Annotated in this window: 30 protein-coding genes; 22 read left to right on the top strand and 8 right to left on the bottom strand. The window is 26.2% G+C overall.

Going from position 1 to position 26,951, the window contains the following annotated elements; genetic code table 11:
- Positions 1-179 precede the first annotated feature (179 nt).
- The 5 genes from mglB to NWE74_RS07140 all read left to right on the top strand — a co-directional run bounded on the left by mglB (position 180) and on the right by NWE74_RS07140 (position 5,714).
- The gene (gene mglB, locus NWE74_RS07160) at positions 180-1,217 is read left to right on the top strand and encodes a galactose/glucose ABC transporter substrate-binding protein MglB (RefSeq protein ID WP_258242538.1); all 1,038 of its coding nucleotides are present in this window, start codon (positions 180-182) and stop codon (positions 1,215-1,217) included.
- Positions 1,218-1,340: 123 nt separating this feature from the next.
- Positions 1,341-2,876, top strand: coding sequence for a galactose/methyl galactoside ABC transporter ATP-binding protein MglA (gene mglA / locus NWE74_RS07155; RefSeq protein ID WP_258242537.1), 1,536 nt, complete (start codon positions 1,341-1,343; stop codon positions 2,874-2,876).
- Entirely contained in the window at positions 2,860-3,894 is a 1,035-nt protein-coding gene (gene mglC / locus NWE74_RS07150; RefSeq protein WP_258242536.1) for a galactose/methyl galactoside ABC transporter permease MglC, read from the top strand. The genes mglA and mglC overlap by 17 nt, the downstream gene beginning before the upstream one ends.
- Positions 3,895-4,025: 131 nt before the next feature.
- Positions 4,026-4,853 carry a M23 family metallopeptidase gene (locus NWE74_RS07145; RefSeq protein WP_258242535.1) on the top strand — a complete coding sequence of 276 codons (828 nt, stop codon included), beginning with the start codon at positions 4,026-4,028 and terminating at the stop codon, positions 4,851-4,853.
- Positions 4,854-5,006: 153 nt separating this feature from the next.
- The gene (locus NWE74_RS07140; RefSeq protein ID WP_258242534.1) at positions 5,007-5,714 is read left to right on the top strand and encodes a hypothetical protein; all 708 of its coding nucleotides are present in this window, start codon (positions 5,007-5,009) and stop codon (positions 5,712-5,714) included.
- A 6-nt stretch (positions 5,715-5,720) separates the two neighbouring features.
- Here NWE74_RS07140 and NWE74_RS07135 read toward each other — a convergent pair whose 3' ends face one another.
- Positions 5,721-6,845, bottom strand: coding sequence for an MGDG synthase family glycosyltransferase (locus tag NWE74_RS07135; RefSeq protein ID WP_258242533.1), 1,125 nt, complete (start codon positions 6,843-6,845; stop codon positions 5,721-5,723).
- Between the two features lie 142 nt (positions 6,846-6,987).
- Here NWE74_RS07135 and NWE74_RS07130 point away from each other — a divergent pair, with 142 nt between their 5' ends.
- From NWE74_RS07130 to NWE74_RS07105, 6 genes are all read left to right on the top strand, one after another.
- Positions 6,988-8,313, top strand: coding sequence for a hypothetical protein (locus NWE74_RS07130; protein WP_258242532.1), 1,326 nt, complete (start codon positions 6,988-6,990; stop codon positions 8,311-8,313).
- Positions 8,314-8,353: 40 nt separating this feature from the next.
- Positions 8,354-9,385 carry a M42 family metallopeptidase gene (locus NWE74_RS07125; protein ID WP_258242531.1) on the top strand — a complete coding sequence of 344 codons (1,032 nt, stop codon included), beginning with the start codon at positions 8,354-8,356 and terminating at the stop codon, positions 9,383-9,385.
- 207 nt (positions 9,386-9,592) lie between these two features.
- The gene (locus tag NWE74_RS07120; RefSeq protein WP_258242530.1) at positions 9,593-9,925 is read left to right on the top strand and encodes a PadR family transcriptional regulator; all 333 of its coding nucleotides are present in this window, start codon (positions 9,593-9,595) and stop codon (positions 9,923-9,925) included.
- Complete coding sequence (locus NWE74_RS07115) at positions 9,918-10,691, top strand: DUF1700 domain-containing protein (RefSeq protein ID WP_258242529.1); 774 nt, start codon at positions 9,918-9,920, stop codon at positions 10,689-10,691. Before NWE74_RS07120 ends, NWE74_RS07115 begins: the two co-directional genes overlap by 8 nt.
- Positions 10,675-11,712, top strand: a complete 1,038-nt coding sequence (locus tag NWE74_RS07110) for a DUF4097 domain-containing protein (protein WP_258242528.1) — start codon at positions 10,675-10,677, stop codon at positions 11,710-11,712. Before NWE74_RS07115 ends, NWE74_RS07110 begins: the two co-directional genes overlap by 17 nt.
- Positions 11,713-11,823: 111 nt before the next feature.
- Positions 11,824-12,378, top strand: coding sequence for a hypothetical protein (locus NWE74_RS07105; protein ID WP_258242527.1), 555 nt, complete (start codon positions 11,824-11,826; stop codon positions 12,376-12,378).
- Between the two features lie 57 nt (positions 12,379-12,435).
- On the opposite strand, the gene NWE74_RS07100 is transcribed toward NWE74_RS07105, so the two are convergent.
- Positions 12,436-12,738: a hypothetical protein gene (locus NWE74_RS07100; protein ID WP_258242526.1), complete on the bottom strand. Its 303-nt coding sequence runs from the start codon at positions 12,736-12,738 to the stop codon at positions 12,436-12,438.
- A 277-nt stretch (positions 12,739-13,015) separates the two neighbouring features.
- Between NWE74_RS07100 and NWE74_RS07095 the strand changes: the two genes are divergently transcribed.
- Positions 13,016-14,131: a hypothetical protein gene (locus NWE74_RS07095; RefSeq protein WP_258242525.1), complete on the top strand. Its 1,116-nt coding sequence runs from the start codon at positions 13,016-13,018 to the stop codon at positions 14,129-14,131.
- A 60-nt stretch (positions 14,132-14,191) separates the two neighbouring features.
- Here the strand turns inward: NWE74_RS07095 and NWE74_RS07090 are convergent, their stop codons facing one another.
- Both NWE74_RS07090 and NWE74_RS07085 read right to left on the bottom strand, forming a co-directional pair.
- A complete protein-coding gene (locus NWE74_RS07090; RefSeq protein ID WP_258242524.1) occupies positions 14,192-14,512 on the bottom strand; it encodes a YlbF family regulator in 321 nt (106 codons plus the stop codon).
- 218 nt (positions 14,513-14,730) lie between these two features.
- Positions 14,731-15,549 carry a pyridoxamine kinase gene (locus tag NWE74_RS07085; RefSeq protein WP_330666325.1) on the bottom strand — a complete coding sequence of 273 codons (819 nt, stop codon included), beginning with the start codon at positions 15,547-15,549 and terminating at the stop codon, positions 14,731-14,733.
- A 231-nt stretch (positions 15,550-15,780) separates the two neighbouring features.
- Here NWE74_RS07085 and NWE74_RS07080 point away from each other — a divergent pair, with 231 nt between their 5' ends.
- Positions 15,781-16,929 (top strand): amidase domain-containing protein, encoded by a 1,149-nt coding sequence (locus tag NWE74_RS07080; RefSeq protein WP_330666324.1) that lies wholly within the window; start codon positions 15,781-15,783, stop codon positions 16,927-16,929.
- Positions 16,930-17,101: 172 nt separating this feature from the next.
- Entirely contained in the window at positions 17,102-17,302 is a 201-nt protein-coding gene (locus NWE74_RS07075; protein ID WP_258242522.1) for a cold-shock protein, read from the top strand.
- A gap of 126 nt (positions 17,303-17,428) precedes the next feature.
- On the opposite strand, the gene NWE74_RS07070 is transcribed toward NWE74_RS07075, so the two are convergent.
- Positions 17,429-18,196, bottom strand: a complete 768-nt coding sequence (locus NWE74_RS07070; RefSeq protein ID WP_258242521.1) for a hypothetical protein — start codon at positions 18,194-18,196, stop codon at positions 17,429-17,431.
- 205 nt (positions 18,197-18,401) lie between these two features.
- Between NWE74_RS07070 and NWE74_RS07065 the strand changes: the two genes are divergently transcribed.
- A complete protein-coding gene (locus NWE74_RS07065; protein ID WP_092724565.1) occupies positions 18,402-18,806 on the top strand; it encodes a CBS domain-containing protein in 405 nt (134 codons plus the stop codon).
- A 22-nt stretch (positions 18,807-18,828) separates the two neighbouring features.
- On the opposite strand, the gene NWE74_RS07060 is transcribed toward NWE74_RS07065, so the two are convergent.
- A complete protein-coding gene (locus tag NWE74_RS07060) occupies positions 18,829-19,584 on the bottom strand; it encodes a peptidylprolyl isomerase (protein WP_258242520.1) in 756 nt (251 codons plus the stop codon).
- Between the two features lie 664 nt (positions 19,585-20,248).
- Here NWE74_RS07060 and NWE74_RS07055 point away from each other — a divergent pair.
- Positions 20,249-20,506 carry a TIGR03905 family TSCPD domain-containing protein gene (locus NWE74_RS07055; RefSeq protein WP_258242519.1) on the top strand — a complete coding sequence of 86 codons (258 nt, stop codon included), beginning with the start codon at positions 20,249-20,251 and terminating at the stop codon, positions 20,504-20,506.
- A gap of 57 nt (positions 20,507-20,563) precedes the next feature.
- Here the strand turns inward: NWE74_RS07055 and NWE74_RS07050 are convergent, their stop codons facing one another.
- Positions 20,564-21,019, bottom strand: coding sequence for a hypothetical protein (locus tag NWE74_RS07050; RefSeq protein WP_258242518.1), 456 nt, complete (start codon positions 21,017-21,019; stop codon positions 20,564-20,566).
- A 285-nt stretch (positions 21,020-21,304) separates the two neighbouring features.
- Between NWE74_RS07050 and NWE74_RS07045 the strand changes: the two genes are divergently transcribed.
- From NWE74_RS07045 to glpK, 3 genes are all read left to right on the top strand, one after another.
- Positions 21,305-21,544: a hypothetical protein gene (locus NWE74_RS07045; protein WP_258242517.1), complete on the top strand. Its 240-nt coding sequence runs from the start codon at positions 21,305-21,307 to the stop codon at positions 21,542-21,544.
- Between the two features lie 217 nt (positions 21,545-21,761).
- Complete coding sequence (locus tag NWE74_RS07040; RefSeq protein ID WP_258242516.1) at positions 21,762-21,983, top strand: EAL domain-containing protein; 222 nt, start codon at positions 21,762-21,764, stop codon at positions 21,981-21,983.
- 112 nt (positions 21,984-22,095) lie between these two features.
- Positions 22,096-23,604: a glycerol kinase GlpK gene (gene glpK / locus NWE74_RS07035; RefSeq protein WP_258242515.1), complete on the top strand. Its 1,509-nt coding sequence runs from the start codon at positions 22,096-22,098 to the stop codon at positions 23,602-23,604.
- A 65-nt stretch (positions 23,605-23,669) separates the two neighbouring features.
- On the opposite strand, the gene NWE74_RS07030 is transcribed toward glpK, so the two are convergent.
- On the bottom strand, positions 23,670-24,017 hold the full coding sequence (locus tag NWE74_RS07030; RefSeq protein ID WP_258242514.1) for a RidA family protein: 348 nt from the start codon (positions 24,015-24,017) through the stop codon (positions 23,670-23,672).
- Between the two features lie 189 nt (positions 24,018-24,206).
- On the opposite strand from NWE74_RS07030, the gene alr reads away from it, so the two are divergent.
- The 3 genes from alr to NWE74_RS07015 are packed head-to-tail and all read left to right on the top strand — an operon-like array spanning position 24,207 to position 26,941.
- On the top strand, positions 24,207-25,349 hold the full coding sequence (gene alr, locus NWE74_RS07025) for an alanine racemase (RefSeq protein WP_258242513.1): 1,143 nt from the start codon (positions 24,207-24,209) through the stop codon (positions 25,347-25,349).
- A 32-nt stretch (positions 25,350-25,381) separates the two neighbouring features.
- Positions 25,382-26,290, top strand: coding sequence for a S66 peptidase family protein (locus tag NWE74_RS07020; RefSeq protein ID WP_258242512.1), 909 nt, complete (start codon positions 25,382-25,384; stop codon positions 26,288-26,290).
- Between the two features lie 60 nt (positions 26,291-26,350).
- Positions 26,351-26,941 carry a DUF3867 domain-containing protein gene (locus NWE74_RS07015; RefSeq protein WP_258242511.1) on the top strand — a complete coding sequence of 197 codons (591 nt, stop codon included), beginning with the start codon at positions 26,351-26,353 and terminating at the stop codon, positions 26,939-26,941.
- The last annotated feature ends 10 nt before the right edge of the window (positions 26,942-26,951 follow it).

Raw genomic sequence — 26,951 nt, 5'->3', positions numbered from 1 at the left:
AATAATGTAATTAAATAAAATGATTTTAAAATATAATGAATGTCGGAAAAACATGATATATGTGAAAAATAGAAAAATAGAAAATATTGAAAATTTACAGAAAATATTTTACAATTAGGAGTGAAAATGTTTTCTTAAAGAGGGTATATATCAAGAAAGCTAGAATAAGGGGGATTATCATGAATAAAAGAAGAATTTTAGCATTATCTATGGCAGCAATGATGCTGTTTTCAGCAGTAGGATGTAGCTCATCAGGAGGGGATGGATCAAATGAAGGAGGAACAGGTGATCTTCCTAAAATAGGAGCAACAATATACAAATATGATGACAATTTTATGTCAGCAGTTCGTAGAGAGTTGGAAGGAAATGCTAAAGATAAAGCAGATTTAATAATAAATGACTCTCAAAATGATCAAGCTAAGCAATTAGAACAAATAGATACAATGATAGCTAAAGGTGTGAAAGTCTTAGCTATTAACCTAGTAGATCCAAAAGCAGCTACAACAGTTATAGAAAAGGCAAAAGCTGCAGAGCTACCAGTAATATTCTTTAATAAAGAGCCTGATCAAGCTGCTATGGATAGTTATGATAAAGCATGGTATGTAGGTACAGTTTCAAAAGAATCCGGAGTTATACAAGGAGAAGTTATAGCTAAAGAATGGGAAGTAAATAAAGAAAAATGGGATAAAAATGGAGATGGAAAAATCCAATATGTAATGTTAAAAGGTGAACCAGGACACCCAGATGCAGAAGCAAGAAGTGAATATTCTATAAAAACATTGAATGAAAAAGGTATAGAAACTGAAGAGTTAGCTATAGATACTGCAATGTGGGATGCAGCTAAAGCTACTGAAAAAATGGATGCATGGTTAGCTAAATTTGGCGATAAAATAGAGTTTGTAATTTGTAATAATGATGGTATGGCATCAGGTGCTGTTGCTTCCTTAGAAAAGGAAGGATATTTCTCAGGAGATAAGTTTATGCCAGTAGTAGGGGTTGATGCAATACCAGAAATAGTAACACTTATAGAAAGTGGAAAAGTTGTAGGGACTGTATTGAATGATGCAGTAGGACAAGGTAAGGCAGTTATAGATTTATCTGTAAATGCATCAGAAGGGAAAAATGTTTTAGAGGGAACTGAATGGAAGCTAGATGGAAAGGCAGTACGTGTTCCTTATGTAGGTATAACTAAAGAGAATATAGATGATGCAAAGTAATTAGAATTATAGAATTTAATAGTTAAAGTTTTAAATGTATACTGGATTAACATAATATTTTGTTAATCCAGTATACTTGTAACATATTTAGTAAGTTAAATAAGTCAAAAGGGGGAGCAACTTTTGGAAAATATAAAAAATAAATTTGTATTAGAGATGATAGATATATCAAAAGAATTTCCAGGAGTAAAAGCTTTATCAGAGGTAAACTTAAAGGTAAAACCAGGAACAGTTCATGCATTAATGGGGGAAAATGGAGCTGGAAAATCAACTCTGATGAAATGTTTATTTGGAATTTATCAAAAAAACTCAGGTGAAATATTTTTAGACGGTAAAGAAGTTAATTTTCAAAATACAAGACAAGCTTTAGACAATGGAGTATCGATGGTTCATCAAGAACTTAATCAAGTTAGGCAAAGAAATATATTAGATAATATATGGTTAGGAAGGTATCCAAAGAAAGGTTTATTTATAGATGAACAAAAAATGTATGAAGATACAGTTAAGATATTTAAAGATTTAGACATAAATATAGATCCTAGACAAAAGGTAGGGTCTTTATCTGTATCACAAATGCAAATGGTGGAAATTGCTAAAGCAGTGTCTTATGATTCAAAAGTTATAGTTATGGATGAACCAACTTCATCTCTTACAGAAAAAGAAGTTGAACATTTATTTAGAATTATTGACAAATTAAGGAAAAATAATGTTGCTATAATTTATATATCTCATAAAATGGAAGAAATATTAAAAATATCAGACTATGTAACCGTTATGAGAGATGGACAATTAATAGATACAAAAAAATCTAGTGAAATAACAATCGATCATATCATAAGTATGATGGTAGGAAGAGATATGTCAAATAGATTCCCTCCAAAACAAAATCATCCAAGTGAAATAATATTAGAAGTAGAAGGATTAACTGAAAATACAAAGTTTGGATTAAAAGATATAAGCTTTAGCTTGAGAAAGGGAGAAATATTAGGTGTAGCAGGACTTGTTGGATCTAAAAGAACAGAAATTGTAGAAGCTTTATTTGGAATGAGAAAAACAGATGCTGGAAAAATTAAGTTGCATAATAAAGAAATTATTAATAAAAATCCAAGAAGTGCTATGGAAAATGGATTTGCTTTAGTTACAGAGGAAAGAAGAAGTACAGGAATATTTCCACAACTAAGCATTGAATTTAACTCTACAATATCAAATATGAATTCATACAGATCGAATTTATTATTTTTATCAAATAAAAAAATGGGAAATGATACTAAATGGGTAATAGAGTCTATGAAAGTAAAAACTCCATCAACAAAAACTCCTATAGGTAGCTTATCAGGAGGCAATCAGCAGAAGGTAATTATAGGAAGATGGCTTTTAACAAATCCAGAAGTACTTATGCTAGATGAGCCTACAAGGGGAATAGATGTAGGTGCAAAATATGAAATTTATCAACTAATAAATGAATTAGCAAGTAAAGAAAAAGGGATAATAATGATATCATCAGAAATGCCGGAATTAATAGGGGTAACAGATAGAATTTTAGTAATGAGCAACGGAAGGGTTGCAGGAATAGTTGATTCTAAAAATACTACACAAGAAGAGATAATGAAATTATCAGCAAAGTTTTTAGAGGGGGATAGTTATGAAATCACAAGCTAAGGAAAGTTTAAATGATAAAACTTCTATGAAGGAGTTTTTTACTAACAATGCAATGCAATTAGTTTTAGTTGCACTACTAGTAGTTATAATTTTTATAGAACCGCAGTTCCTTTCTATAAATAATCTTAGGAATATATTAGCGCAGTCGTCTATACGTATAATAATAGCACTAGGTGTAGGCGGTATAATAGTAACGCAAGGTACAGATCTTTCTGCAGGAAGAATAATTGGTTTAGCAGCGGTAATATCAGCATCGTTATTACAAGCAACTGATTATGCATATCGAATGTATCCTGATCTTCAAAGATTACCTATAGTAGTACCTATTTTGTTAACTATGGCACTTTGCGGACTTATGGGGGTTATGAATGGATGGGCTGTAGCAAAGCTTAAGACACCACCGTTTATAGCAACAATGGGTACTATGCTTATTGCATATGGTTTAACATCATTATACTTTGATAGGCCACCATATGGGGCACAGCCTATAGCAGGTTTAGATCCTGCATTTACAAAGTTAGCCCAAGGAAATATAGGAACTGGTAATTTTAGAATTCCATATCTTATAATTTATGCAGTTATAATTTCTATAATAATGTGGTTTGTATGGAATAAAACAAAGCTTGGTAAAAATATGTTTGCAATAGGTGGAAATCCTGAAGCAGCGGAAGTATCAGGAGTAAATGTAGCTAGAAATATTATTATAATATATTTAATAGCAGGGGCGTTGTATGGATTAGCAGGATCATTAGAAGCAGCAAGGGTTGGTAGTGCAACAAATAATACAGGGTTTATGTATGAAATGGATGCTATAGCTGCATGTGTTGTTGGAGGAGTATCTTTTGCAGGAGGGGTAGGAAGTATAGGTGGAATCATAACTGGGGTATTAATATTCCAGGTCATAAATTATGGCTTAGCATTTATAGGTGTTAGTACATATTTACAATTTATAGTAAAAGGTATAATAATAATAGCAGCAGTTGCATTAGACACAAGAAAATACACTAAAAAATCATAATATATATTAAAAGAATCCTAAATCCATTAGGATTCTTTTTGTGTTGATAGGTATAAAAAAATCAAATATAGTAATAAATTATACAAAATAAGTCAATATTAATAGATGGTGACAAAAGGAGTGATAAAAACATGAAACATAGTATAAAAATAGTGATAGCATTTATGATATTATCACTAAGTTTTATTATTAATGAAGAAAAGACATATGCTTATATGGAAAATACAGATGTAGATTCGCTAATTCAACATAAAGAATATCAAAAAAGTTTAAAAAATAAAATTAGTAATCTTGAAAATCAAATTAATGAAAAAAGGAAGTATATAGAAGAAGAGGATCAATCACTGAATTCAGGAGATACAGAAGTTGTAAGCATAAGTTTTGTAGATCAAGCAATTTTAGAAAATGAGGAAAAGATTGAAAATGAAATTGAGTTTATAGAACAAGAAAAATCTAGTTTAGAGAAACAACTTGAAGACAGTATAATTGAAGAAGCTCGTTTGGAAAAAACAATCGAAGAAAATAAAAAATTATATTTAACTGAAAATAATTTGGATTTTATATCAGGTATATGGCCAGTTCCATCCCATACTGATATAAGTTCTCCTTTTGGAGAAAGAATACATCCAATAACAGGAGAAAAAAATTTTCATAGAGGTATTGATATACCAGCTCCACAAAACACAGATATAATAGCAACTGATGATGGAGTTGTAATTTTTTCAGGTATACAAAATGGATATGGGAATGTAGTTAAAATAAAACATTTTGATGGAAAAAAAAGTGTTTATGCACATAACACATCCAATTTAGTTAAAGAAGGTGACATAGTAAAACAAGGTCAAGTAATAGCTAAGGTTGGTACAACAGGGAATTCAACTGGAAATCACTTACACTTTGAAACAATAGTAGATGATGAAAATATTAATCCAATAAATGCAGTAGAAAGACAAATATGAATATTGAAAAAATTTACATTCTTATTAAAAAAGAAGGGTCATATACCCTTCTTTTTAGCATAAAATTAATTATAAAAAAGGATTAATATAAACAATAGAGAATTTATAAATTATAATGTTTGAATATTTAGAAAATTTAAAAGGGAGGTTTTTATGAGAAATAAAGTTATTGCAGACATATTTGTATACGTTGTTTCTCCAGTAATTGTATGTAATATAGTAAATAATCAAAAATATGATTATATAATAGTAGCGTTATTATTTGCTATGTTTTTTTATAGCTTTGTGACTAAAAAAAGAGAATACCGAATAAATGTAACTGGATTAGTTTTTTCATTTGTATATATAGGATTATATTTGTTAAAGCAAGATATATATATTGCATTTGATAAATATATATATGACACATATTTTTATTTAATAGCGTCTATAACGTTAATTGGACTTAGATTTTTAAATATTAATATGGTTAGTCAACTATATAATGATATATTAAGAGCTAAGGGAAAAACTAAAGTATATATATGGAATAAGCTTAAGAAAAGTACGGTAGCCCAAGAGTTGGAAAAAACATTACAAATTATAATAATACATTTTATGTCAGTTGCATTTATAAAAGTTTACTCTATAGCTAATTATGGTATTAATGGATATAAAACAACATTAGATTTGGAATTTTTAGCAACTTTACTTTTTATAATTGCTGAAGTTTATATGGCTTCTAGAATCATGAATATAGATTCAGATTTAAAAAGAAAGAAAAAAAATAATAAATCTAGTATAATAACGATAAAGCAAATTAAAACGAGTAGTGACGATAAAATAATTTATTTAAATAAATATAAAAAAACTAATAAATAGCAAGAGTTAGCTCTTGCTATTTATCAGTTTTAGTATATAATCTGAAGCTTTATCATATTCAATAGCGTTTTTGAAATTAATCATATTTTCTTTCATGAAGGTTAAAATAGAATTAAAATCTCCAGAAGAGATTTTTAAAAATACATTTTTTAAATCATTCTCATCTGTGTATATAAATCCTATACCCTTATCTATTATGAATTTGGCATTTTCTATTTCTTGACCTACCTTAGGAACTTTTACAATAACTGGAGTTAATGAGTGAATTGCTTCAAATAATGTTGCACCTCCAGGTTTAGTTATCATAAGGTCATATTCTTTAACTAAGTTATGCATATCGTTGACATAGCCTAAAACTTTTATATTGGATAAAGGTTTTTTTTCTGTAAGATAATTATATAATTTTTTATTTTTACCAGTAACTATTGTAACGTTTACTGTGTCTTTATATGAATTTAAATATTCATCAATCCAGTACATAAAATCTTCATCAACATCAAATAAGCCTCTTCCTCCACCAAGCATTAATATATTATATTTATCAGGCGCATTTAACTTTTTATCTGTATAGAACTTTTTATTTATAGGTACTCCTGTTGCTTTTATACAGTTAGGAGAAATACCTTTTTGAACAAATCTATTTTTTATTTCACAAGATGGAACAAAATACATATCTGTTTGTGGATATATCCATTCAAGGCTATCTACAACGTCTGTAATTACAGTTAGTGTAGGTATATTAATATCGGGATATTTAACCTTGAAATTATATACACAAGCTGCAGCTAATGGGAATGTAGATACAATCAAACTAGGTTTAGTTTCTAAAATATACTCTGCTAGTTTAGGTGTATATAGTTTATGTGCTATGTCGTGTTTAGAATCAAATGATTTTTTTAAATAGTAATAATAATTATATAAACCAGGTGTGTATTTAGTATTATTTTCATACAACTTAATCATAGGCTTATTTAATCTAGGAAGACTAGCACTTATGAAATTTTGAATTATAACATTTAAACTAGAATCCTTATCTAGAAGATAATCCTTAATAGCATTTGCAGCGCTTATATGTCCAGCACCAAATTGAGCTGTAAGTATTAAAATCGTCTTGGGTTTATCTGTATCCATTAATTATTCACCTCTATTAAATTAACTTTATAATTATAGTATTATACAGTTATAACAAAATTTAATCAACAACAATAAAAGTTAAGTGATATAAGAAGGAAATAACTGATATAAAGGTGAAAATATTATATGAGGTGGAGGTATGGAAAGTGTAAATAAAAACTGTGATGATGGAAAGGTATTAATTGAATTTGCAAATATTCTAAAACTTATAATATATTCTATAATAGGTATAGCTGTATTTTTTATTCCTATTAAAATAAATGGTCATTATTGGACTATAATATATCATATTTCATATAAATTACAAACGCAAGCAAATAGTTTTTTAGAAATATGCATAATTTTTTATGTGAGTTTATCGTGTATAAAGTCAATATTTATAAGTAAAAAAAATGGAACTAATGAAATATTAAACTATATACGCTTATTTAGTTTAATAATAATTCTAAGTATATTTTGTGGAAAAAATGAAATTATATTTTTAGATGATAATGTATCTTTGTTAATTTATGAGTTAGTTATGAATATATCTACGGTATTTCCAATAAGTGCAATATTTATAACCTTTTTACTCGACTATGGATTGTTAGATGTTGTAGAGTCATATTGCCATGTATTTATGAAAAAAAACTTTAATCTAAGTGGAAAAACAATAATAAATATTTTATTGTATATTTCAACAGATTGTTTTTGTGGAATGTTTATGACCAGTAAACTTTACAATGAAGGAAAGATAAGATTAAATGAGGCATGTAATATTGTATTAAATTTCTCTATACTTTCAATTCCTATGATTTTGTATGTTTCAAAAGAGTTGGATATAAAGAGTAAAGAATTATCTATTATAGTTATATTATTATTATTAATATTAAATATTTTAATGAGCAGAATATATCCAATTAAAAGAAAGAAAAAGTCATATTTCACAAAGACAAATTATAAAGAGACAATACACAAAAATGATAAATTAGAAAAAGCAATTAAAAAATATTTGAAAAATAGGTCTAAAACAAATATATTCAAATCAATGTTAAATAATTTAGAGGAATCAATATTTATACTTATGAAATTAATACCAAATTTAGTATTAATATTGTATTTAGGTCAAATTATAATAAATAGTAATTTAATATCAGAAATAGTACAAATCATATTTAATCCAATTCTAGAACTACTAAAAATACAAAATAAACCAGATTTGAGTATTTTTATTGTAAATGTATTTTATAATAATATCATAGCAATAGACGATATTAACTTACATATACAATACTCAACGAGACTTTTAATGGCTATAATAGCAGTACTAAATTGTACTTGTCTAAGCAGTAATTATATCTATATAAATAATACAAATATAAAAATAAGCAAAAAAGAATTTTTAATATCCTATATACAAAGAATAGTTTTGATAATACTTATTTATTCATTAATGTACTATTTTTATAGAGGATACATAATGTAAGTATATGTGATTAATAAAGAATAAAAAAGGAGAGATTAAAATGCATAATAGAAATTTAATAAAAAAGTATTTAGATGAATTGCTAAATATTCCAAGTCCTACGGGATATACAGGAAATATTAGCAAGTATATAAAAAATGAACTTGAAGATCTTAAAGTAGATTATAAAATATCTAATAAAGGAATAATTGTAGCTACTATAGATGGTATAAATAAAAATGAAGAAATAACCTTTTCTGCTCATATAGACACATTAGGTGCTATGGTAAAAGAAATTAAACCAAATGGAAGGCTAGCAGTAACTCAAATTGGAGGATATATGATGAATACCATAGAAGGTGAAAATTGTATAATCCATACTAGAGATGAAAAATGCTATGATGGAACACTTCAAACAATAAGACCTTCAATTCATATACATGGAAATGATGCTAGAGAGTTACCAAGAGATTGTAAAAATTATGAAGTTATAATTGATGAAGAAATTTTATCAAAGGAAGATGTCTTAAAATTAGGTATAGATGTAGGAGATATAATATCTTTTGATACTAGAACAAAAATAACTAAATCTGACTTCATAAAATCAAGATATTTAGATGATAAAGCATCTGTAGCCGCTATATTATATGCAATTAAATACATAAAATTAAATAATATAAAGCCTAAAAATACTATAAATTTCTTATTTAGTAATTATGAAGAAGTTGGTCATGGATCTTCTGCTTTTATACCTTCAAAAACAACAGAATTTATTGCCGTAGATATGGGATGCCCAGGAGAAGGTCAAAATTCTACAGAATATGATGTATGTATATGCACTAAAGACTCTAATGGACCTTATGATTATGACTTGGTAAATAAACTTATTAATGCTTGTAAGTCTAAATCAATTAATTATAAATTAGATATATATCCAAACTACGGATCTGATGCTACTGCAGCATTAAAATCGGGTATGGATGCAAGGTTTGCTCTTATAGGTCCTGGTGTGTTTTCTTCACATGGATATGAAAGAACTCACATGAAATCTATTATAGAAACTATAAATCTTATAATAGCGTATATTTCTTAAATTTTATAAAGCACCTTAAATTATAAAAAAATTAAGGTGCTTTATATTTATTTTAAAGTGTAAGATATACAAATAATAAATATTATAAACAAAAATAAAAAATACTATTGTGCGAAACAAAGTACTGTGTTAAGATTTCTGTATAAGAATATATAACATAGTACTGTGCAAAACAAAGTACTATGTTGAAAAGAAAGGAGGAGTAATGTGAATACTCAATTTAGAAAAGGTGTTTTAGAAATTTGTGTACTGGCGCTTATATCTAAAAAAGATATGTATGGATATGAAATAGTTCAAAATATATCTAAAGTTATAGATGTTAATGAAGGTACAATTTACCCAATACTTAGAAGATTAACAAAAGAAGAGTATTTTGAAACATACATTTTAGAATCTAGTGAAGGTCCAGCAAGAAAGTATTATAAATTGACTGAATTAGGAAAAGAAAATTTAAAAAAATTAATGATAGAGTGGAAAGAGTTTGTAAAAGCAGTAAATATATTAATTGATAATGAAGAAGGAGGTAATAATTTTGAATAAAATAGAATTCTTAGAGATTTTAAAAGACTATCTTAAAAAAGACTTTTCGGAAGATGAGATAAATGACATATTAAGAGATTATGAAGAATACTTTGTAGATGGATTAATAGAAGGCAAAAATGATATGGAAATAATAGAAGCACTAGGATCTCCTAAAGCTATAGCAAATGAATTAATATCACAGATTAAAAAAGATGATAAACGTCAATCTAATTCTAGTGATAGATTAAATGATAAGTTTAACCTATTAAAATTAAGAACGAGAGAGACGTACAAACATACAAAGGACTATATTAGTGAGAAATTAACACCTAATATAAATAATAAAAATCATGAAAAAAATAGAAAGTGGATACAAGTTATTTTAACTATACTATCAATTATTTTAATTATACCATCAATAGCTATAGTAATAACCTTAGCAGGTATAGGCATAGGACTCGTTGGATTTTTAATAATTTATATTGCAACTATACCGTTAGCTATAAACTTAGTAAAAGGAACTACTGAAACTATTTTACTTTATACATTTATGTCAATGGCATTTATAGGTGGTCAAATTCTTGCATGGCAAATATATATATTTTTAGTGTCTTTATGTATTAAAATAACAAAAAAATATAGACACTGGATAAAGACAAGAAATATATATATAAATGCTAGTAAAAAAAAGGAAGAGTATGATAAAAAAGAGTTAGAAGAGGATTACTATAAAAATTTAGATAAAGATAATGTTAAGGAGGAAGGTGATGAAAGATATGAATAAAAAAATCACTATAGTTGCTATTGTATTAATAGTAATAGGTATTATAGGATCTATCAGCTTTGGAATTGCATCTGTTCCTTATTTTATAAACATGGCATCACAGATAGAGCAAGAATTAAATAAAGAAACTGTAATATTTAATAAAGAAATAAATATTACTAAATTAAATATAAACACTAATGGAGCTAATATAAAAATAAAAAAGCATGATAAAGAAGAAATCATAATCACTAAAAAAGGTTCGAGTAAAAATGAGTCATATGATATAAGTAACAGTGAGAACGAGCTTTTGATTACTCAAAATAAAAACAATAATAATTATGTTGAGTTTAAGGATATAAATGATGTTGTTGATTTAATGGTAGGAGAACTTTACTTATATAACGCAAATACAATTACTATATATGTTTCAAAAAATATTGATATAAATGCGACAACAGGAAATGGAACATTGATGGTGGAAGAGGATATTTTATTAGATACATTAAATTTCAAAACAATAACAGGTAATATATCGTTACCTAAAAAAGTGAAAAGTTTGAATGACTTAAATATTACATCTAAAAATTATATACAAATGTCTGTATCAGAATTATTAGGAATAAAGAATATAAATATTATAGCAAATTCAGTAAATATATACTCAGATGAACAGGATATATTCATTGATAATATAGAAGAGTATTTACCTGAAAATATGGATATAATTCAAACAAATAATGAATATGGGGACATTACTATAAATGTAGATATACCTGTAGCTAAAAACTTAGTTGTTAATGCAAAACAATCAAGTACAGAATTAGATTTACCAATAGAAAAATATAATATAAATTTAGACCTAAAATCTATAGAAAATATAGATTTTAGCGAGTTAATAGAAAGAAATAAAATTGATAATAAAGAGATAAGCAAATTACAAAATACGAGAGAGTTAAATTTTAATTTAAATGAAAATTTAAAAAATAATGAAAAAAAATATAAAATGCAAGTTAAATCTAATTTTATAAGTGTAAGATAATAAAAAAATATTAGAAACTTAAAAATAAAGTAGAAAAATCATGAAATAACTGAAAATATATAGTATACTATGATATAATATTAAATAATAATAAAAAGAAGAGGTATACTTATGAAAAAAATAGCAATGACTTTATTTTTAATTGCTACTACTTTATTAGCTACATCGTGCACAAATGATAAACAAAGTTCTAATATAATAGATGAGAAGCCATCTTCAATAATAGTTAATAGTGATGAAAAATCATTAAATATAAGTGAAAATACAGTTAAAGGCAATGAATTAATAAGAAAAGATAATTTTATTGAAATGCCTATAAGTGTTATGGTAAATGATGTAACTACTACTAAATATATAAAAGTAGATTCGAAGAGTTCTTTAGAAGAAAAATTAAATGTTATAATAAATGGTATTTCACAAGAATGTTTTAATGGATTGCCTATGAATGTAACAGTTTTTGGTAAAAATACAGCTAAAATCAACTTAGTAGAATATAAAGATTCTCAAAAAAATAGAGTGACTTGGAAAGATGACTATCTAAACGATTCAACTAAAGAATACACTATAAATACTATAATTAAGAATGTAATTCAAGATAGCTATAATGGAGATTGGATAGAGAAAGTTCAATTATATTATAACGATGAATTAATACAAATAGACTAAAACAGCATTAGATACTAATAGTATCTAATGCTGTTTTTGTTGTTTTGCATTTGGTTTTTAATTTGCATCGTGTAAATCAGGAGAATTGCTAGTTATATAAGTTGCTATAGATAATACACCGATACCAGCTAAAAATTTAAATTGTTGTTTTGCTAAAAATTTACACGTTGGAATAGTAATTTTTCTTACTGTAGGGCTAATAATAGTTGCAGCTGCTAAAGTAGATCCTACTAATAAACCTTTTGTCAATAAAGGGTTAGATTGCGCAAATGTCTTTAAGCTGTCTCCTAAGTTGCAACAATCATCTTCGAAGTAATAAATTTCCTCTTCATTAGTATTATTAAATTCATTAAAAGTCATAAAATCACTCCTATCGAGAAATTGCCACATTTAAATTTGCAATTCTTGTAAATATCATGTGCAAATAGAATAAAAAATATTATAAAAAAGGTAAAATATATTTTTATTACAAATCAAAAAATACTTTAAGGTCTTTAATAAAACACTCATGATTTATATCAAAAAGCTTCAGCTGTAAAGAATTAGTAACCACATTGAAAGACAATCATATAATTATATTAGACAACATAAGTTTTTCTTATGGGGGTAAATTTACAGCAAAGGGGTTTGACGTTTTATGAGAAAAAGAAAAAAACAACCATGTTCTACAGTAAACTATGAAGAATGCAATGTATGCAATACATGTAATTCATGCAGTGAACCAGTTAATACATGTAAACCATGTAAACCATGTAAAAAACCAATTAAACAATATGTAGAGTGTCCTTGTGAGGATTATGAAATAACTTGCGTGGATAAATGTGTTAAATTAGCTAAACAAGCAGAAGATTTATTCGAAAGAGCCTTAGAATGCGAATGCAAAGCTCAAGAAGCATATGAGCAAGCTAAAGAATGTGAAAGATCATCTAAAGTTTTATGTGCTAAAGCTCAAAATTTAATACAAAATGCTAATTGTGATGAAAAAGAAGCAAAAGCAGCTGAATGTAAAGCTAAAGAATTAATGGAAAAAGCTGAAAAACTTTGCGAAAGATCTAAATGCTTATATAAAGAAGCTGAAAAAGTAGAAAAAGAAGCTGAGTGTAACTGTGAAAAAGCTAAATGTTTATATGAAAAAGCTCAAGAGCATAATGAAAAAGCTAAATGTTTATATAATCAAGCTTTAAAATGTGATGAGAAAGCATTAGAATGCTATAAATCAGCAGGTGAAAAAATAAAAGAATATGAACATAAATCTAAAAAATGTGAAGATATGATAAAAAAATGTAGCGATAAACTAGACTTATGTGAAACTAAACCTAAATGCGAAATGGAAATAGAAATAGATTGTGAATGTAACATAGAGAAATGTGAATGCCAAGCTCCAAAGAAAAAAGAATGGGGATGTAAAATAGAAAAATGCGAATGTCAGGCTCCGAAGAAAAAAGAATGCGGATGCAAAGTTAAAAAGAACCATTATTGTAACCCATGCTATGAAAACGAAGAAATAATATATGTAGAAGATGAAGATATATGTATGAATAATGGGTGTGCAACATATGTAAGTCCTATGTATGATATGTGTAATATGCAATATGTAGGTGGATTTTCTCAAGAATATCCAAATTTAGATATGCCTTATATGAATGCATATGTAAATCAATATCAGGATATGAATGATATGTGGATGAATTACTATATGATGATGCAAAATATGATGCAAAACATGATAGTTCAACCTAGAGATTTTGATTAATTATATAGTATATAAATAAAAAAGAGTGCCTATTTAGGCATTCTTTTTTATTGGTATAAACTATTTTAAAAGCTCTTTTTCTATAGATTTATAAAGCTTCTCCATCATATTATTAAAATCTCTTGTAGCCTGCATATAATTAGCAACTATAGGAAGATTAAAAAAATTATGGTAGTCTCGATTTAACTGGCTTATTTTTTTTGAAGCATCTTCCATTCTATAATTTGAATAAATAGTATTTTTTTTATTAACATAAGTATCTAATTGTTTTTTTAGATTTCTATTTCTCTCTAATTCTAATTTACATTTATTCATATTTTTAAATTCATCAGTAGCTTTAACATATTGAGCAAATTCTTTTGATTTTTGATTTATATCCATATAAATTCTCCCTCCTTTTATTAAATCTATATATTATATTCTATAAATTAAATTTTAATTATAGACTAAATAAAGATAATTAGAATTTATAATAATAAAAAATATTAAATTAGTAACAAATAACATAAAAATTTAATAGTATATAAGGTATGATATTTGACATATAAGAAATTGACAACGTGGAATAGGGATACCTTTTTAGGTATCCCTTTTTAAAATTAAAGGCTTGTTAGCATATTTAAGAACTGTTCAAATATTACACCATCATTTCGATCTGTATCAAATTGAGATGTGTAATTAACCACTTCAGATATAAACATAGTAGCCTCTTTAGTAGCCTCCTCTAGAGAGTAATCTCTCATTAAAAGCCCTGAGACAATAGATGTAAATATATCGCCGGTTCCGCTATAAGATTTATTATTATACTTTATAGATGTTACAAAATATTTATCTAAATCTTTATCATATGCTAAATTTATAATATTATCATTTGAAATTATACCTGTTATGATAACTTTTCTAGGACCTAATTTACATATGTCTTTAGCTATATTTATAATCTCTAATTCTGAAAAAGTATCTTTTTTATATTCGTTATCAGTTAAAAGGCATGCTTCTGTTAAGTTTGGAGTCACTAAGTCTGCATGCTTAACTAAATTTTTGATTTTTTTACACATATCAATATCAAAGACTGGATAAAGTTTTCCTTCGTCACCCATAACTGGATCTACAATAACAAATGAATCTTTGTTTTCACAAATAAATTTACATACAATATCTATTTGTTCTTTTGATCCTAAGAAACCGCTATAAATACAATCAAAGTTTATATTTAGATTTTTCCAAACAGAATAATAATTACTCATATTATTAGTAAAATCTAAAAATGTATATTCTGGGTATCCTGTTTGACTAGACAGTATAGCAGTAGGAAATGGACAACATTGTACTTTTAATGCTGAAATTATAGGAAGTGCAACAGTTAAAGAACACCTTCCAATACCAGATAAATCATTAATTGCAGCTATTTTTTTCAAAATAAATTACACCTCCGTATTTATAATATATATAAATTAAAACAATAAACTACATAATTATATTACTACTAAAATATTAAAAAACCTAGTAAATAAAATAAAAATCAAAATGTATGATAACAATTTTAACTTAAATTAAATAAATAAAATTATTTACTTATGATTTGGACATAATAATAAAAAATAATTTAAAAATAATGACAGATGTACTCTTTGCTAGGAGGTGTAACTTTGAAAAAAATCATAATAAGAAATAAGTACATCAAAGGTTTGATTATTTCGTTTAGCCTTACCTTATCAATAGGCTTGTATGTATATATTAATCAAAATAAATATAATATACCAGAAAAATTGATACAAACAAGTAATATAAATGATGAGGAAGTTAATAATCAGTATAAGTTACTTCTTGAAAATTTATTTGATTATAGAAATAAAGCTTTATTAGAAAAAGATGAAAATATACTCAAAAACCTTTATCAAACAGATAAAAAATTTGGTTTATGGGCGTATGAACATGAAGCTAAAAAGATGAAATATCTTGAAAATTGGTCAAGTAAACAAGGAGTCAAGTTTAATGACATTAAAACTAAGGTTAAAGTAAAAAAAGTAAAAGAAAAAGAAGATGATTTATATGGGATTATCTGTACAGTATCTACTGAATATAAATATTCATATGAGAACCAAAAAGACATAATAAATATGTTTAGGATAGGAACATATCATTACTTAAATGTTAAAATAAAAGATAATCAATGTATTATAACTAAAGAATGGTATACAGATCCTTTTGCAGATTCGTTAAATCTTGAAAATATAAAATCTGAAGATATAAGAAACTATATTTTAAGCCAAGACCCTAAAAAATTAGACTTAAGTCAAGAGCAATTAAAAGGAATTGAATACGCACATAAGTACTGTGGGGCTGCAGCTGATGAAGAATATGGTTTAAAATTTAATTCTAATTATAGAGATTATAACCCAGAAGGAGGAGATTGTGCTAATTTTGCATCTCAGATAATGTTTGAAAGTGGAAGATTTAAGAAAAATGATACTTGGAACTATTCAGAAAATGCGGGGACTAAAGCTTGGGTAAATGCTCAGGCATTTAAGAACTACATATTGTATAGTGGAAGAGGTAGCTTAATATCTAAAGGATCTTATCAAGATGTATATAAAAGTGCATATAATTTAAAACCCGGAGACTTTGTAGCCTATGAAAAAGGTGGACGTATAACACATGTATCAACTGTAACCGGTATAGACTCAAAAGGTTACCCATTAGTAACTTGTCATAATACTGATAGATTACTAGTACCATGGGATTTAGGTTGGAGTGATAAAGAAATAAGATTTCATATAATACAAGTACATTATTAAGTAAAACTAAAATAAACTTAACTATAGCATGCATGTTTTTAGAAAAAATAACATATAAGTGTGTATAAATTTAATAATAATTGACAATCATACTTATATGTGATAAAGTAGTAATAAGATTACATTAAATTGTAATTAAATAATTTTGTGTTTTTTTTAGGAGGATTTATTAATGAAAACTGGTGTAGTTAAGTGGTTTAACAACGAAAAAGGATTTGGATTTATATCTGTAGAAGGTGAAGGAGATGTTTTCGTACATTTCTCAGCTATAACTGGTGAAGGATACAAGTCTTTAGAAGAAGGACAAAGCGTTCAATTTGAAGTAGTTGAAGGAGCTAAAGGTCCTCAAGCTGCGAATGTAGCTAAAATATAATCTAAAGTTCATATATATTAGTAATTCTAGTAATATGTGAAACACAGCCGCTTTCGAAGCGGCTTTTTTAATGTAATTTTATGAAATATTTTTAATATCAATGTATATAAGGTGAGACGTAAATTCTCAACCTTTGATTAGTCCAATTCCTTCTTTAAGTTTAAATCTTTTTTCTTTTACTAAAAAGTTAAGCAATTCATTTGAATCATATTTAAAGAAGTTATTGATGCAGTACTCAAGATCATCTTCTAATTTATCAAATTCATTATACATGTGGAAAGTAGCACTAAACTTACTCATTTCATCTCTTAGCTTATTTAGGTCAACTAAGCTTTGGGCATATGAAATATCTAAAGTAGCATCTAATAGCATATTTTTTACGGTTAAAACTAAATCATCAAAGCTATTAAATGGTATTATAATTTTAGAATTTTCATTATATTTATTTATATCTTTTTTTAATTTAGGCTTAAGTATTTCTAATTGATTTTCAACAAATGAGGAAAAATCATTTTGATTAAACATTATTTCAAGGTCTTCTAATAAAAAATTGTTCATATGAGATTCCCAAAGTTGTATGGCGAATTTATTACTGTTTGAGTTTTTTAATGGATTTCCTAAATAATCATAAACTTTTGGGAATGAATAATTATGATTATTTGCAATTTCGCATCTAAATAAATATCCATCTTTATCTTTAGGAAGTAGGTTTAATATAAAATCGTAAAGCTCACTTCCAAAGTATATTTTAGTATTTTGAATTATTTCCTTATAATCACAAATACTACCTATATTGTTATTCAAATCTTTATTTTTAGATATAATTTCAAATAATTTGTATTCGTACACATTGTTTAATATATTTTTTAATTCTAACTTATAATTAAATTTCATAGTAATACCTCCGTAGATAAAGTTAAAAATGTATTATTATTTTTATACCCATAAAATATATTTTGAAATAAAAAAATATGAGATAAACGGATATTTGAATTTAAAATAATAACTAATTATGTTAAAATTATAAAGGAGATAAAAAACTAAAAAATATACTATATGTTATATTTTTTTACAAAAGAGTATTTGGAGGTGTAGTAAAGTGAACATATTATTTTTTCTGACACCTAAGAGTGAGGTTGCATATATATATGAAGACTACACTATGAGGCAAGCTTTAGAAAAGATGGAATATCATAGATATTCAGCTATTCCTATAATTGACAATGAAGGAAAATATGTAGGAACTATAACAGAAGGAGATTTATTGTGGACATTAAAAAATGATTTTTCATTAGATTTAAGAGCTGTGGAAGAAGTTCCTATAATGAATATAAAAAGACGAATGGATAATGCTCCAGTATCAGTTAATGCAAATATAGAAGACTTGATTTCAAAGTCAATGAATCAAAACTTTGTTCCGGTTATTGATGATCAGAAAACGTTTATAGGAATAATAAAAAGAAGAGATATAATTGAATATTGCTACAATAAACTAAAAGCCTAGTAAAATACTAGGCTTTTATATATTAGTCATTATATTTAACGTTAGTTCCATACTTAGACTTTAAGTCGTTTAATTTATTTGAATAAACTTCACTTTGTTTTTGGTACATTAAAGTTCTTTCTATTTCATTTTGAACTTCTTCATATTTAGACTCTCCACCTGCTTGAATATCTTCTAATTTGATTAAGTGATATCCAAATTGAGTTTGAACTGGTCCTCTTACTTCGCCTTTTTGCATATTAAATACTGCTTCTTCGAATTCAGGTACCATTTGTCCTCTAGGGAATGAACCTAAGTTTCCACCAGCATCTTTAGATGGGCAAGTAGAATGTTCAGCAGCTGCATCTTCGAAAGAAACTTCTCCAGCATTTATTTTATTAAGTAATTCATTAGCTTTATCTTCAGTTTCTACTAATATATGCTTAGCAGAAGCTGTTTCTGATTTGTTGAATTTACTTTTATTAGCTTCAAAGAAAGCTGTTTTTTCTTCTTCCGTTAATGTTATGCTAGATAAAACTTTATTTATAGCATATTGCTTTAACATATTTTCTTCAACTTTTTTCATTTCATTTTTGAAATCTTCGTTGTTATGTAAATTATTTTCCTTAGCTTCTACATAGAATAATTCTTGGTTTACTAAATCTTCTAATAATTGTTTCTTTCCTTCTTCAGTATTAAAATGCATAGCTTGGTATGGATCTAAACTTTGTAATGCACTTTCAACATCGTAGTTAGTTATTTCTTTTTCGCCAATAGTAGCTAAAACTTTTCTTTCCATAATACTTAACTCCTTTATAATTAAATTTAATTACTAATATTATCCTCAAAATAAATAATATCAGAAAAAAAGCTATATGTCTAATATTTCCAACAATAAGACCAAATATGTATTAATAAGAAAAAGTTATAGTAATTAATAATATAGCTGATAAAATTCCAACTACCCCTTCATTCATTTTATATTTAAAGTTTTTTAGACATGAAATATAAAAATAAATAGTTATAAAGATAAGCTTTAAGGATAATAGCACTATGCTTTTAGAAAAAATTAGGTAACTACATAAAAAGAAAATAAATGCAATTAAAGTACTTATTCTATATAAGACAGTTATTTTTTCAAAAATTCTAAAGTTATAAATAATTAGAGCTATATAAATTAGGGATAATATAGAAAATAGCCCAAACATAAATATAACTGTTTCAAATTTAGGAATAGATACTACATTGTACCAGACTATAGGCCAAAATAGTAGAACTAAAAATTTAAAAAATTTATCAATAAAAGTTTCTGTAGTCATATTAGATGCATCCTTTCTATTTAATAAAATGTATTTATAAGTAAATTAAAACATATAAATATTACAAATACTATAATTATTAACTATATATTATAAAAATATATGAAAGATTATAAAAAAAATTAATTTAAGGGGGAATTATTCATGTATAGATATTATACCAAAGGAGTCTGTTCAAAATCTATAATAATGGACATAGATGAAAATATACTAAAAGATGTTGTATTCGAAGGTGGTTGTAGTGGTAATACGATAGGAATAAAATATTTAGTTGAAGGAAAGGATATAGATGAAATAATACAACTACTAGAAGATATACCGTGTAAAAATAGAGGAACATCTTGTCCTGATCAATTAGCCAAGGCATTAAGAATATATAAGGAATATGCTTATAATAAGTAAACATTTAAATTTATAATAAAAAATGCTACCTCCTTATAAAGAGATAGCATTTTTTTATTACTTAGTAGCAACTAATATAGCTATTTTTGCATCAGGGTTGTAACTTATTTGAACCATTTGATTTTTCTTAATGTTCATAAGATCTTCACCACCATGATGTATTTCTAATTTAATAGGCATTTTACCTTGTTTTATGATAGCAATATATTCATTTTTACCTTTTTTCTCTAAGCTAATTAAATTACCAACATAAGGTTTAAAGTTTTGATATTTATCTCCTGCTTTTTTAACATAGAAATAAGTACCTACAGCGATTAATAAGTTAATACCAAGTATAGCCCATGAATTTAATCCAGCTGCTATACCACCTATTAATACAATAACCATTAAAACAATAGGAAGAACCGCTTTCTTCATAAGAAGTTTCCCCATTATTTCATTAGCCTTTTTTTCAGGGCCAGTCATTGTTTTTGATCTAGCAAAAGATTCTGCGAATTTGTCTTTTAAGCCCATATTAATCCTCCTAGTTTTAATAAATATTTAGTTATAATAACGATGTCATGCTTGAAACTAAAAATTTACCTATTTATATTATGTACAAGTTTGCTATTAAAATTTATATTCAAGCAAAGCAAAATATATTCATTATTTTATCATAAAATTATGAAAAAGAAAATAAATGTACTGATAAAAAGTTAATTATTATTATAATAGGTTAAATTGACAAAATTCGACCGAGTTGATAAAATGATTAGATATTAAAATAATAATTACAAGGTCTATTATATAGGGGAAAAAATGAAAAAAATTAAGTTTTTTAATAGTATAAGATTTAGGCTTATTGTAGTATTATTTATTATGCTTATCATACCAATAAGTGTATTTTCAAAGGTATGTATATATAAAGAAAAAAGTAAGTATATAAGTGTAACAGAAAAAAATATAAGTAATCATATTGCTACATTAGATAATATATTAATGGATTATATATCTAATGTAGAAGATAACTTGGACTACTTACTAGATAAAATAATATAAAAGCAAATACTAGAAGATATTAATAATATGACACCTGAGGGTATAGACATAAATATAAATAAAATAGAGAAGATATTAAAAAATATAGAAAAAATTTGAACATGCAAGATACCATAATTATAGATAATCAAAATAATAATAAAGCTGATAATTTAAATGGGGTTATGATATCAGATAGAAAATATCTTGTTGAATACAAGGACTCTGCATTAGAAGAATGAAAAATAGCGGGATTAGTTTTGTATTAGAGGATTTTGGAACAGGATATTCTTCATTAAGTTATATATTAAATATGCCAATTGATATTATAAAAGTAGATAAAAGCTTTATAATCAATATAGAAAATGATAATAAAAGTAAAAATATACTTGATCTTATTGTACAGATGAGTAATAAGCTTAATTTAGATATAAATAAATTTTTAAAAGAAAATATTTAGAGCGATAAGATAAAAGTAGTGTTTTAATATAAAATGCTGCTTTTGTTTTATTTTAATATATTTATGATAAAATAAGTGTATATTAATTAAGTTTTAAATAAGGAGAACTTTTATGGAAAAAAAATATATAATAGCTTTGGACCAAGGAACTACAAGTTCTAGAGCTATATTATTTGATAAACAAGGTAAAATTATAAAAACAGCACAAAAGGAATTCACTCAAATTTATCCTAAAGCTGGTTGGGTAGAACATAATCCTATGGAAATATGGGGATCTCAAAGTGGAGTAATGAGAGAGGTCATAGAAACTACAGGAATAACACCAGAAGAGATTGCTTCAATTGGTATAACTAATCAAAGGGAAACTACAGTAGTATGGGACAAATTAACTGGCAAGCCGATATACAATGCAATAGTATGGCAATGCAGAAGAACATCTGAAATATGTGATGAGTTAAAGAATAAAGGTCTAGAAAATATAATAAAGAAAAAGACTGGATTATTAATAGATGCTTATTTTTCTGCTACTAAAATAAAATGGATACTAGATAATGTAAATGGTGCTAGAGAAAAAGCTGAAAAGGGAGAACTTTTATTTGGAACTATAGATACATGGCTTATATGGAACTTAACTAGAGGAAAAATACATGCTACGGACTACTCAAATGCATCTAGAACAATGATGTATAATATAAAGGAATTAAAATGGGATGAGGAAATACTAAAAGAATTAGATATTCCAATGAATATGTTACCTAATGTATATCCGTCAAGTTATATATATGGTCACACGGATGAAATGATGTTAGCTGGAGCAAAAATACCTATATCAGGGTGTGCTGGTGATCAACAAGCAGCATTATTTGGTCAAACTTGTTTTGAAGAAGGAACTGCAAAAAATACTTATGGAACAGGTTGCTTTTTACTTATGAATACAGGTGAAAATATAGTTGAATCAAAGCAAGGGTTACTTACAACTATAGCATGGGGAGTAGACGATAAAGTAGAATATGCATTAGAGGGAAGCATATTTATGGCTGGAGCTTCTATACAATGGCTAAGGGATGAACTTAGAATGATAAAGCATGCTAAAGATAGTGAGACCTATGCTAATAAAGTAGAAGATACAAATGGTGTATATGTTGTTCCTGCATTTACAGGATTAGGTGCACCATATTGGGATATGTATGCAAGGGGGACTATTCTAGGTCTTACTAGAGGCGCTCAAAAAGAACATATTATAAGGGCTACATTAGAATCTATAGCGTATCAAACAAAAGATGTATTAGAAGCAATGCAGCAAGATTCACAAATGACTCTTAAATTTTTAAAAGTAGATGGAGGAGCTAGTAGCAATAATTTTTTAATGCAATTTCAGTCTGACATGCTAAATGTAAATATAGATAGACCAAAAGTTGTTGAAACTACAGCGTTAGGTGCAGCTTATTTAGCAGGTTTAGCAGTAGGATTTTTTAAAGACAAAGAAGAAATTAAATCTAAGTGGGCTGTAGACAAAGAATTCAATCCTAGAATTGATGAAGAAAAAAGAATAAAATTATATAAAGGTTGGAAAAAATCTGTAAGTAGGGCTCTTATGTGGGCAAAAGAAGATGATATTTAAAAGCATATAATTGAAAAATAGAGATGTAATTATTTAACATCTCTATTTTTATTATAATCACAAAGTTATTCCTTTATAGCAGCAACAACACTCATTTCAACAAGTAAGCATTCTCTAGCCATTTTAGCTTCTACGCAAGCTCTAGCAGGCGCAAATCCTTTTTCAACCCATGAATCCCATATAGAATTCATATCAGCAAAATCCTTCATATCCTTTATATATATTGTTACAGATAAAATATGATTTTTATCAGAATCATATTTATTTAATAAATCGTCTATTTTAGCTAGTACACCAGCAGTTTGTTCTTTTATATCTCCCTCAGCATGAACTTGACCACATAAATAAAGCGTATTATTATGTACAACTGCTCTACTCATTCTTTCATTTGTTTCAAATCTTTTTATTTCCATAATAAAAACCTCCTATAAATTTCGACAATATAAATTATAATATATATGACTTAAAGAATCTATAGAGATTTAAAAATGTAAAGAAGTGTATTTTACTATTTTGAAATTATTAACATCTTTTATACATAAAAAAAAGAGTAATTTATTATATATTAAAATAGGTAAACAAATTTTTACATGGAGGGAGCTATGGATATTTTAAGACCTACATGGGTTGAGATTAATATAGATAATTTAATTTATAATATAAAATGCATCAAAAGATTTTTAGGAAAAAATGTGAAATTAGGAGCAGTAATAAAAGCAAATGCATATGGGCATGGTAGTGTTGAAATTGCTAAATATATAGATGGCTTAGATATTGATTATTTCTGTGTAGCGTCATTGCAGGAAGCTTTGGAGTTAAGAAAAAATAATATAAAAAAATCAATATTAGTTATGGGATATATTCCTATTAATTATATAGAAAATGCTATTAAAAATGATATAACAGTTACTGTATTTGATTATAATTATTTTAAACAATTAAAAGAAGTTTTAAATAAATTAGAGAAAAAATGTAAAGTACATATAAAAATAGATACAGGATTTAATAGATTAGGATTTAAGATAATTGAAAATATACAAACAGATACAATTGTATTTAATCAATTATTAGAAATAATAAAGTGCAAAGAAGTTGATGTTAAAGGTATATTTTCACATTTATCTTTGACTAATGAATCATTAGACCAAATGCAGTTTGATAGATTTTTATACACATTAAAAAATATACCGAGCACAGATATAATAGCTCATATTTGTGATAGCATAGGAATGTGTAAATATAAAAATTTTCATATGAATATGGTAAGAGTAGGATCTTGTTTATATGGATATAATTCAAGGTCAGATGAATTAAAGTTAAAAAAAGTCATGACATTTAAATCAAAAATAATACAAGTTAAAGAAATAAAAAGGGGAGAAAGCATAAGCTATGATAGTACATTTGTAGCTAAAAAGGATATGAAAATAGGCGTTGTAGCATGTGGATATGCTGATGGGATCCCAAGAGAACTGTCAAACAAAGGCTATGTTATGATTGGTAATAAAAAATGTAATATAATTGGAATGATGTGTATGGATCAGACGATTATAGATTTAGATAATATAGAAAAATCTATGTATAAAGAAGATGTTATTTTTTATGGAGAAAGAGGACCGAATTTATCTGAAATTTGTTGTACTGCAAAAACTAATAAAAATGAAATTCTAACAAGAGTATCAAAGAGAGTAATAAAAGTATATATAAATAAAGAGGGTACAGTTAAGATTGTAGATGAATTAAATTAATAATAATACAGTCAGTATTAAGGGGGAGGAAAATGAATATACCTAAGCCTTTAAAAGTAGGAGATACAATAGGCCTAATTGCACCATCAGGACCTCTTAGAAAAGGAAATATAGAACAAATAAAAAGTGCTATTCAATCGTATGGATATGATGTGAAAATAGGTGAGAGTTGTTATTTACAACATAAAGGATATTTGGCAGGTGATGACGAAACACGAGCTAAGGATGTTGAAAAAATGTTTTTAGATGATAGTATAGATGCAATAATGTGCTTGAGAGGTGGATACGGAATTAGTAGAATACTTGATAAGATAGATTATAAGGTAGTATATCAAAATCCTAAAGTATTTATAGGATTTTCAGATATTACAGGTCTTCATATTGTGTTTAATCAAATATGCAATTTATCAACGTATCATGGAATAATGGCGTATACCGCGCCTAAATGGGATGACTTTACTTATGCATCATTTATAAATGCTATTAATTTTGATGAGGAATTAACAATACACAATCCAACAAAAGAAAAAATATATACTATATTAGATGGTAACGCAGAGGGAAAATTAATTGGAGGAAATTTATCGCTTATAACATCAACCCTGGGAACAAAATACGAGATAAATACAAAAAATAAAATTTTATTTATAGAAGAAATAGGAGAATATATATATAGAATTGATAGAATGTTAATGCATTTATATCATGCAGGTAAATTAAATGATTGTAGTGGTATAATATATGGTGATTTTAATGATTGTAGGAAATTTAATGAAGAAGATAATGAAATTATTGATTTACTTAGAGAAATCTCAGAAAAAGTAAATAAGCCCGCTATATACAACTTACAAGCAGGTCATTGTATGCCTATGTTAACATTGCCATTAGGCGCTAATTGCTATATGGATGCAACTACACAAAGTATTAAATTTATGAGATAACTTAATATATATATATGTTATAATCATATACAAGAATAACTTTTAGTAGGAGGAATAAACATGTCTGATGATAGAGTAATCGATTTTAATGATTTAAAAAATAAAGTTAAAGATTCTGATGTAGATAAATTTGAACAGTATATATATAACTTATATTTCTCGGTTATGGATGGTAGTCTAACTATGGCTGATTTTTCAAAGAAGATATTTGAATACATGAATGAAAATAATATATCACAAGAAAAATTTATGAACATACAAAAAAAGTTCATGGAAAGATATGGAATGGATTCTGAAGAAGTAGAAAGACAATTAAAAAACTTTGGAATAGATCCATCTACATCGGGATTTGGAGCTATGGATTTTAATAATATGACAAATGAAAATTTGGAATCTATAAGAAAAAGTGCTGGATTTTACGAAAAATATGGTCATAAAATTCAACCTAAAAGTTGTATAACAACTTATCTTAAAAATGATGTTAATGATATTGATATAATAATAGATCAAGAAAAAGTTATGCTTTACAGCAATAAAAAAATAAATCTAATGGATGCTGAACTAAATGAGCTTTTATTAGGATATAAAAATATGTTTAATAAAAAAATTAGAGTTGTATTATGTGAAAATTATACTGAATATGATTATTAATAAATATAAA

Origin of the sequence: Romboutsia lituseburensis (assembly GCF_024723825.1) — a bacterium.
In the GTDB taxonomy this organism is placed as follows: domain Bacteria; phylum Bacillota; class Clostridia; order Peptostreptococcales; family Peptostreptococcaceae; genus Romboutsia_F; species Romboutsia_F lituseburensis_A.
Note: the sequence above shows the minus strand (reverse complement) of the source record. Positions and strands in the feature narration are given on the sequence as shown.

Bases quoted from the DNA above. Each gene is read 5' to 3' on its own strand.
- mglB (WP_258242538.1), top strand. From the start codon at position 180: ATGAATAAAAGAAGAATTTTAGCATTATCTATGGCAGCAATGATGCTG.
- mglC (WP_258242536.1), top strand. From the start codon at position 2,860: ATGAAATCACAAGCTAAGGAAAGTTTAAATGATAAAACTTCTATGAAG.
- NWE74_RS07145 (WP_258242535.1), top strand. From the start codon at position 4,026: ATGAAACATAGTATAAAAATAGTGATAGCATTTATGATATTATCACTA.
- NWE74_RS07140 (WP_258242534.1), top strand. From the start codon at position 5,007: ATGAGAAATAAAGTTATTGCAGACATATTTGTATACGTTGTTTCTCCA.
- NWE74_RS07135 (WP_258242533.1), bottom strand. From the start codon at position 6,845: ATGGATACAGATAAACCCAAGACGATTTTAATACTTACAGCTCAATTT.
- NWE74_RS07130 (WP_258242532.1), top strand. From the start codon at position 6,988: ATGGAAAGTGTAAATAAAAACTGTGATGATGGAAAGGTATTAATTGAA.
- NWE74_RS07125 (WP_258242531.1), top strand. From the start codon at position 8,354: ATGCATAATAGAAATTTAATAAAAAAGTATTTAGATGAATTGCTAAAT.
- NWE74_RS07110 (WP_258242528.1), top strand. From the start codon at position 10,675: ATGAAAGATATGAATAAAAAAATCACTATAGTTGCTATTGTATTAATA.
- NWE74_RS07105 (WP_258242527.1), top strand. From the start codon at position 11,824: ATGAAAAAAATAGCAATGACTTTATTTTTAATTGCTACTACTTTATTA.
- NWE74_RS07100 (WP_258242526.1), bottom strand. From the start codon at position 12,738: ATGACTTTTAATGAATTTAATAATACTAATGAAGAGGAAATTTATTAC.
- NWE74_RS07095 (WP_258242525.1), top strand. From the start codon at position 13,016: ATGAGAAAAAGAAAAAAACAACCATGTTCTACAGTAAACTATGAAGAA.
- NWE74_RS07090 (WP_258242524.1), bottom strand. From the start codon at position 14,512: ATGGATATAAATCAAAAATCAAAAGAATTTGCTCAATATGTTAAAGCT.
- NWE74_RS07075 (WP_258242522.1), top strand. From the start codon at position 17,102: ATGAAAACTGGTGTAGTTAAGTGGTTTAACAACGAAAAAGGATTTGGA.
- NWE74_RS07070 (WP_258242521.1), bottom strand. From the start codon at position 18,196: ATGAAATTTAATTATAAGTTAGAATTAAAAAATATATTAAACAATGTG.
- NWE74_RS07060 (WP_258242520.1), bottom strand. From the start codon at position 19,584: ATGGAAAGAAAAGTTTTAGCTACTATTGGCGAAAAAGAAATAACTAAC.
- NWE74_RS07055 (WP_258242519.1), top strand. From the start codon at position 20,249: ATGTATAGATATTATACCAAAGGAGTCTGTTCAAAATCTATAATAATG.
- NWE74_RS07050 (WP_258242518.1), bottom strand. From the start codon at position 21,019: ATGGGCTTAAAAGACAAATTCGCAGAATCTTTTGCTAGATCAAAAACA.
- NWE74_RS07045 (WP_258242517.1), top strand. From the start codon at position 21,305: ATGAAAAAAATTAAGTTTTTTAATAGTATAAGATTTAGGCTTATTGTA.
- NWE74_RS07040 (WP_258242516.1), top strand. From the start codon at position 21,762: ATGAAAAATAGCGGGATTAGTTTTGTATTAGAGGATTTTGGAACAGGA.
- glpK (WP_258242515.1), top strand. From the start codon at position 22,096: ATGGAAAAAAAATATATAATAGCTTTGGACCAAGGAACTACAAGTTCT.
- NWE74_RS07030 (WP_258242514.1), bottom strand. From the start codon at position 24,017: ATGGAAATAAAAAGATTTGAAACAAATGAAAGAATGAGTAGAGCAGTT.
- alr (WP_258242513.1), top strand. From the start codon at position 24,207: ATGGATATTTTAAGACCTACATGGGTTGAGATTAATATAGATAATTTA.
- NWE74_RS07020 (WP_258242512.1), top strand. From the start codon at position 25,382: ATGAATATACCTAAGCCTTTAAAAGTAGGAGATACAATAGGCCTAATT.
- NWE74_RS07015 (WP_258242511.1), top strand. From the start codon at position 26,351: ATGTCTGATGATAGAGTAATCGATTTTAATGATTTAAAAAATAAAGTT.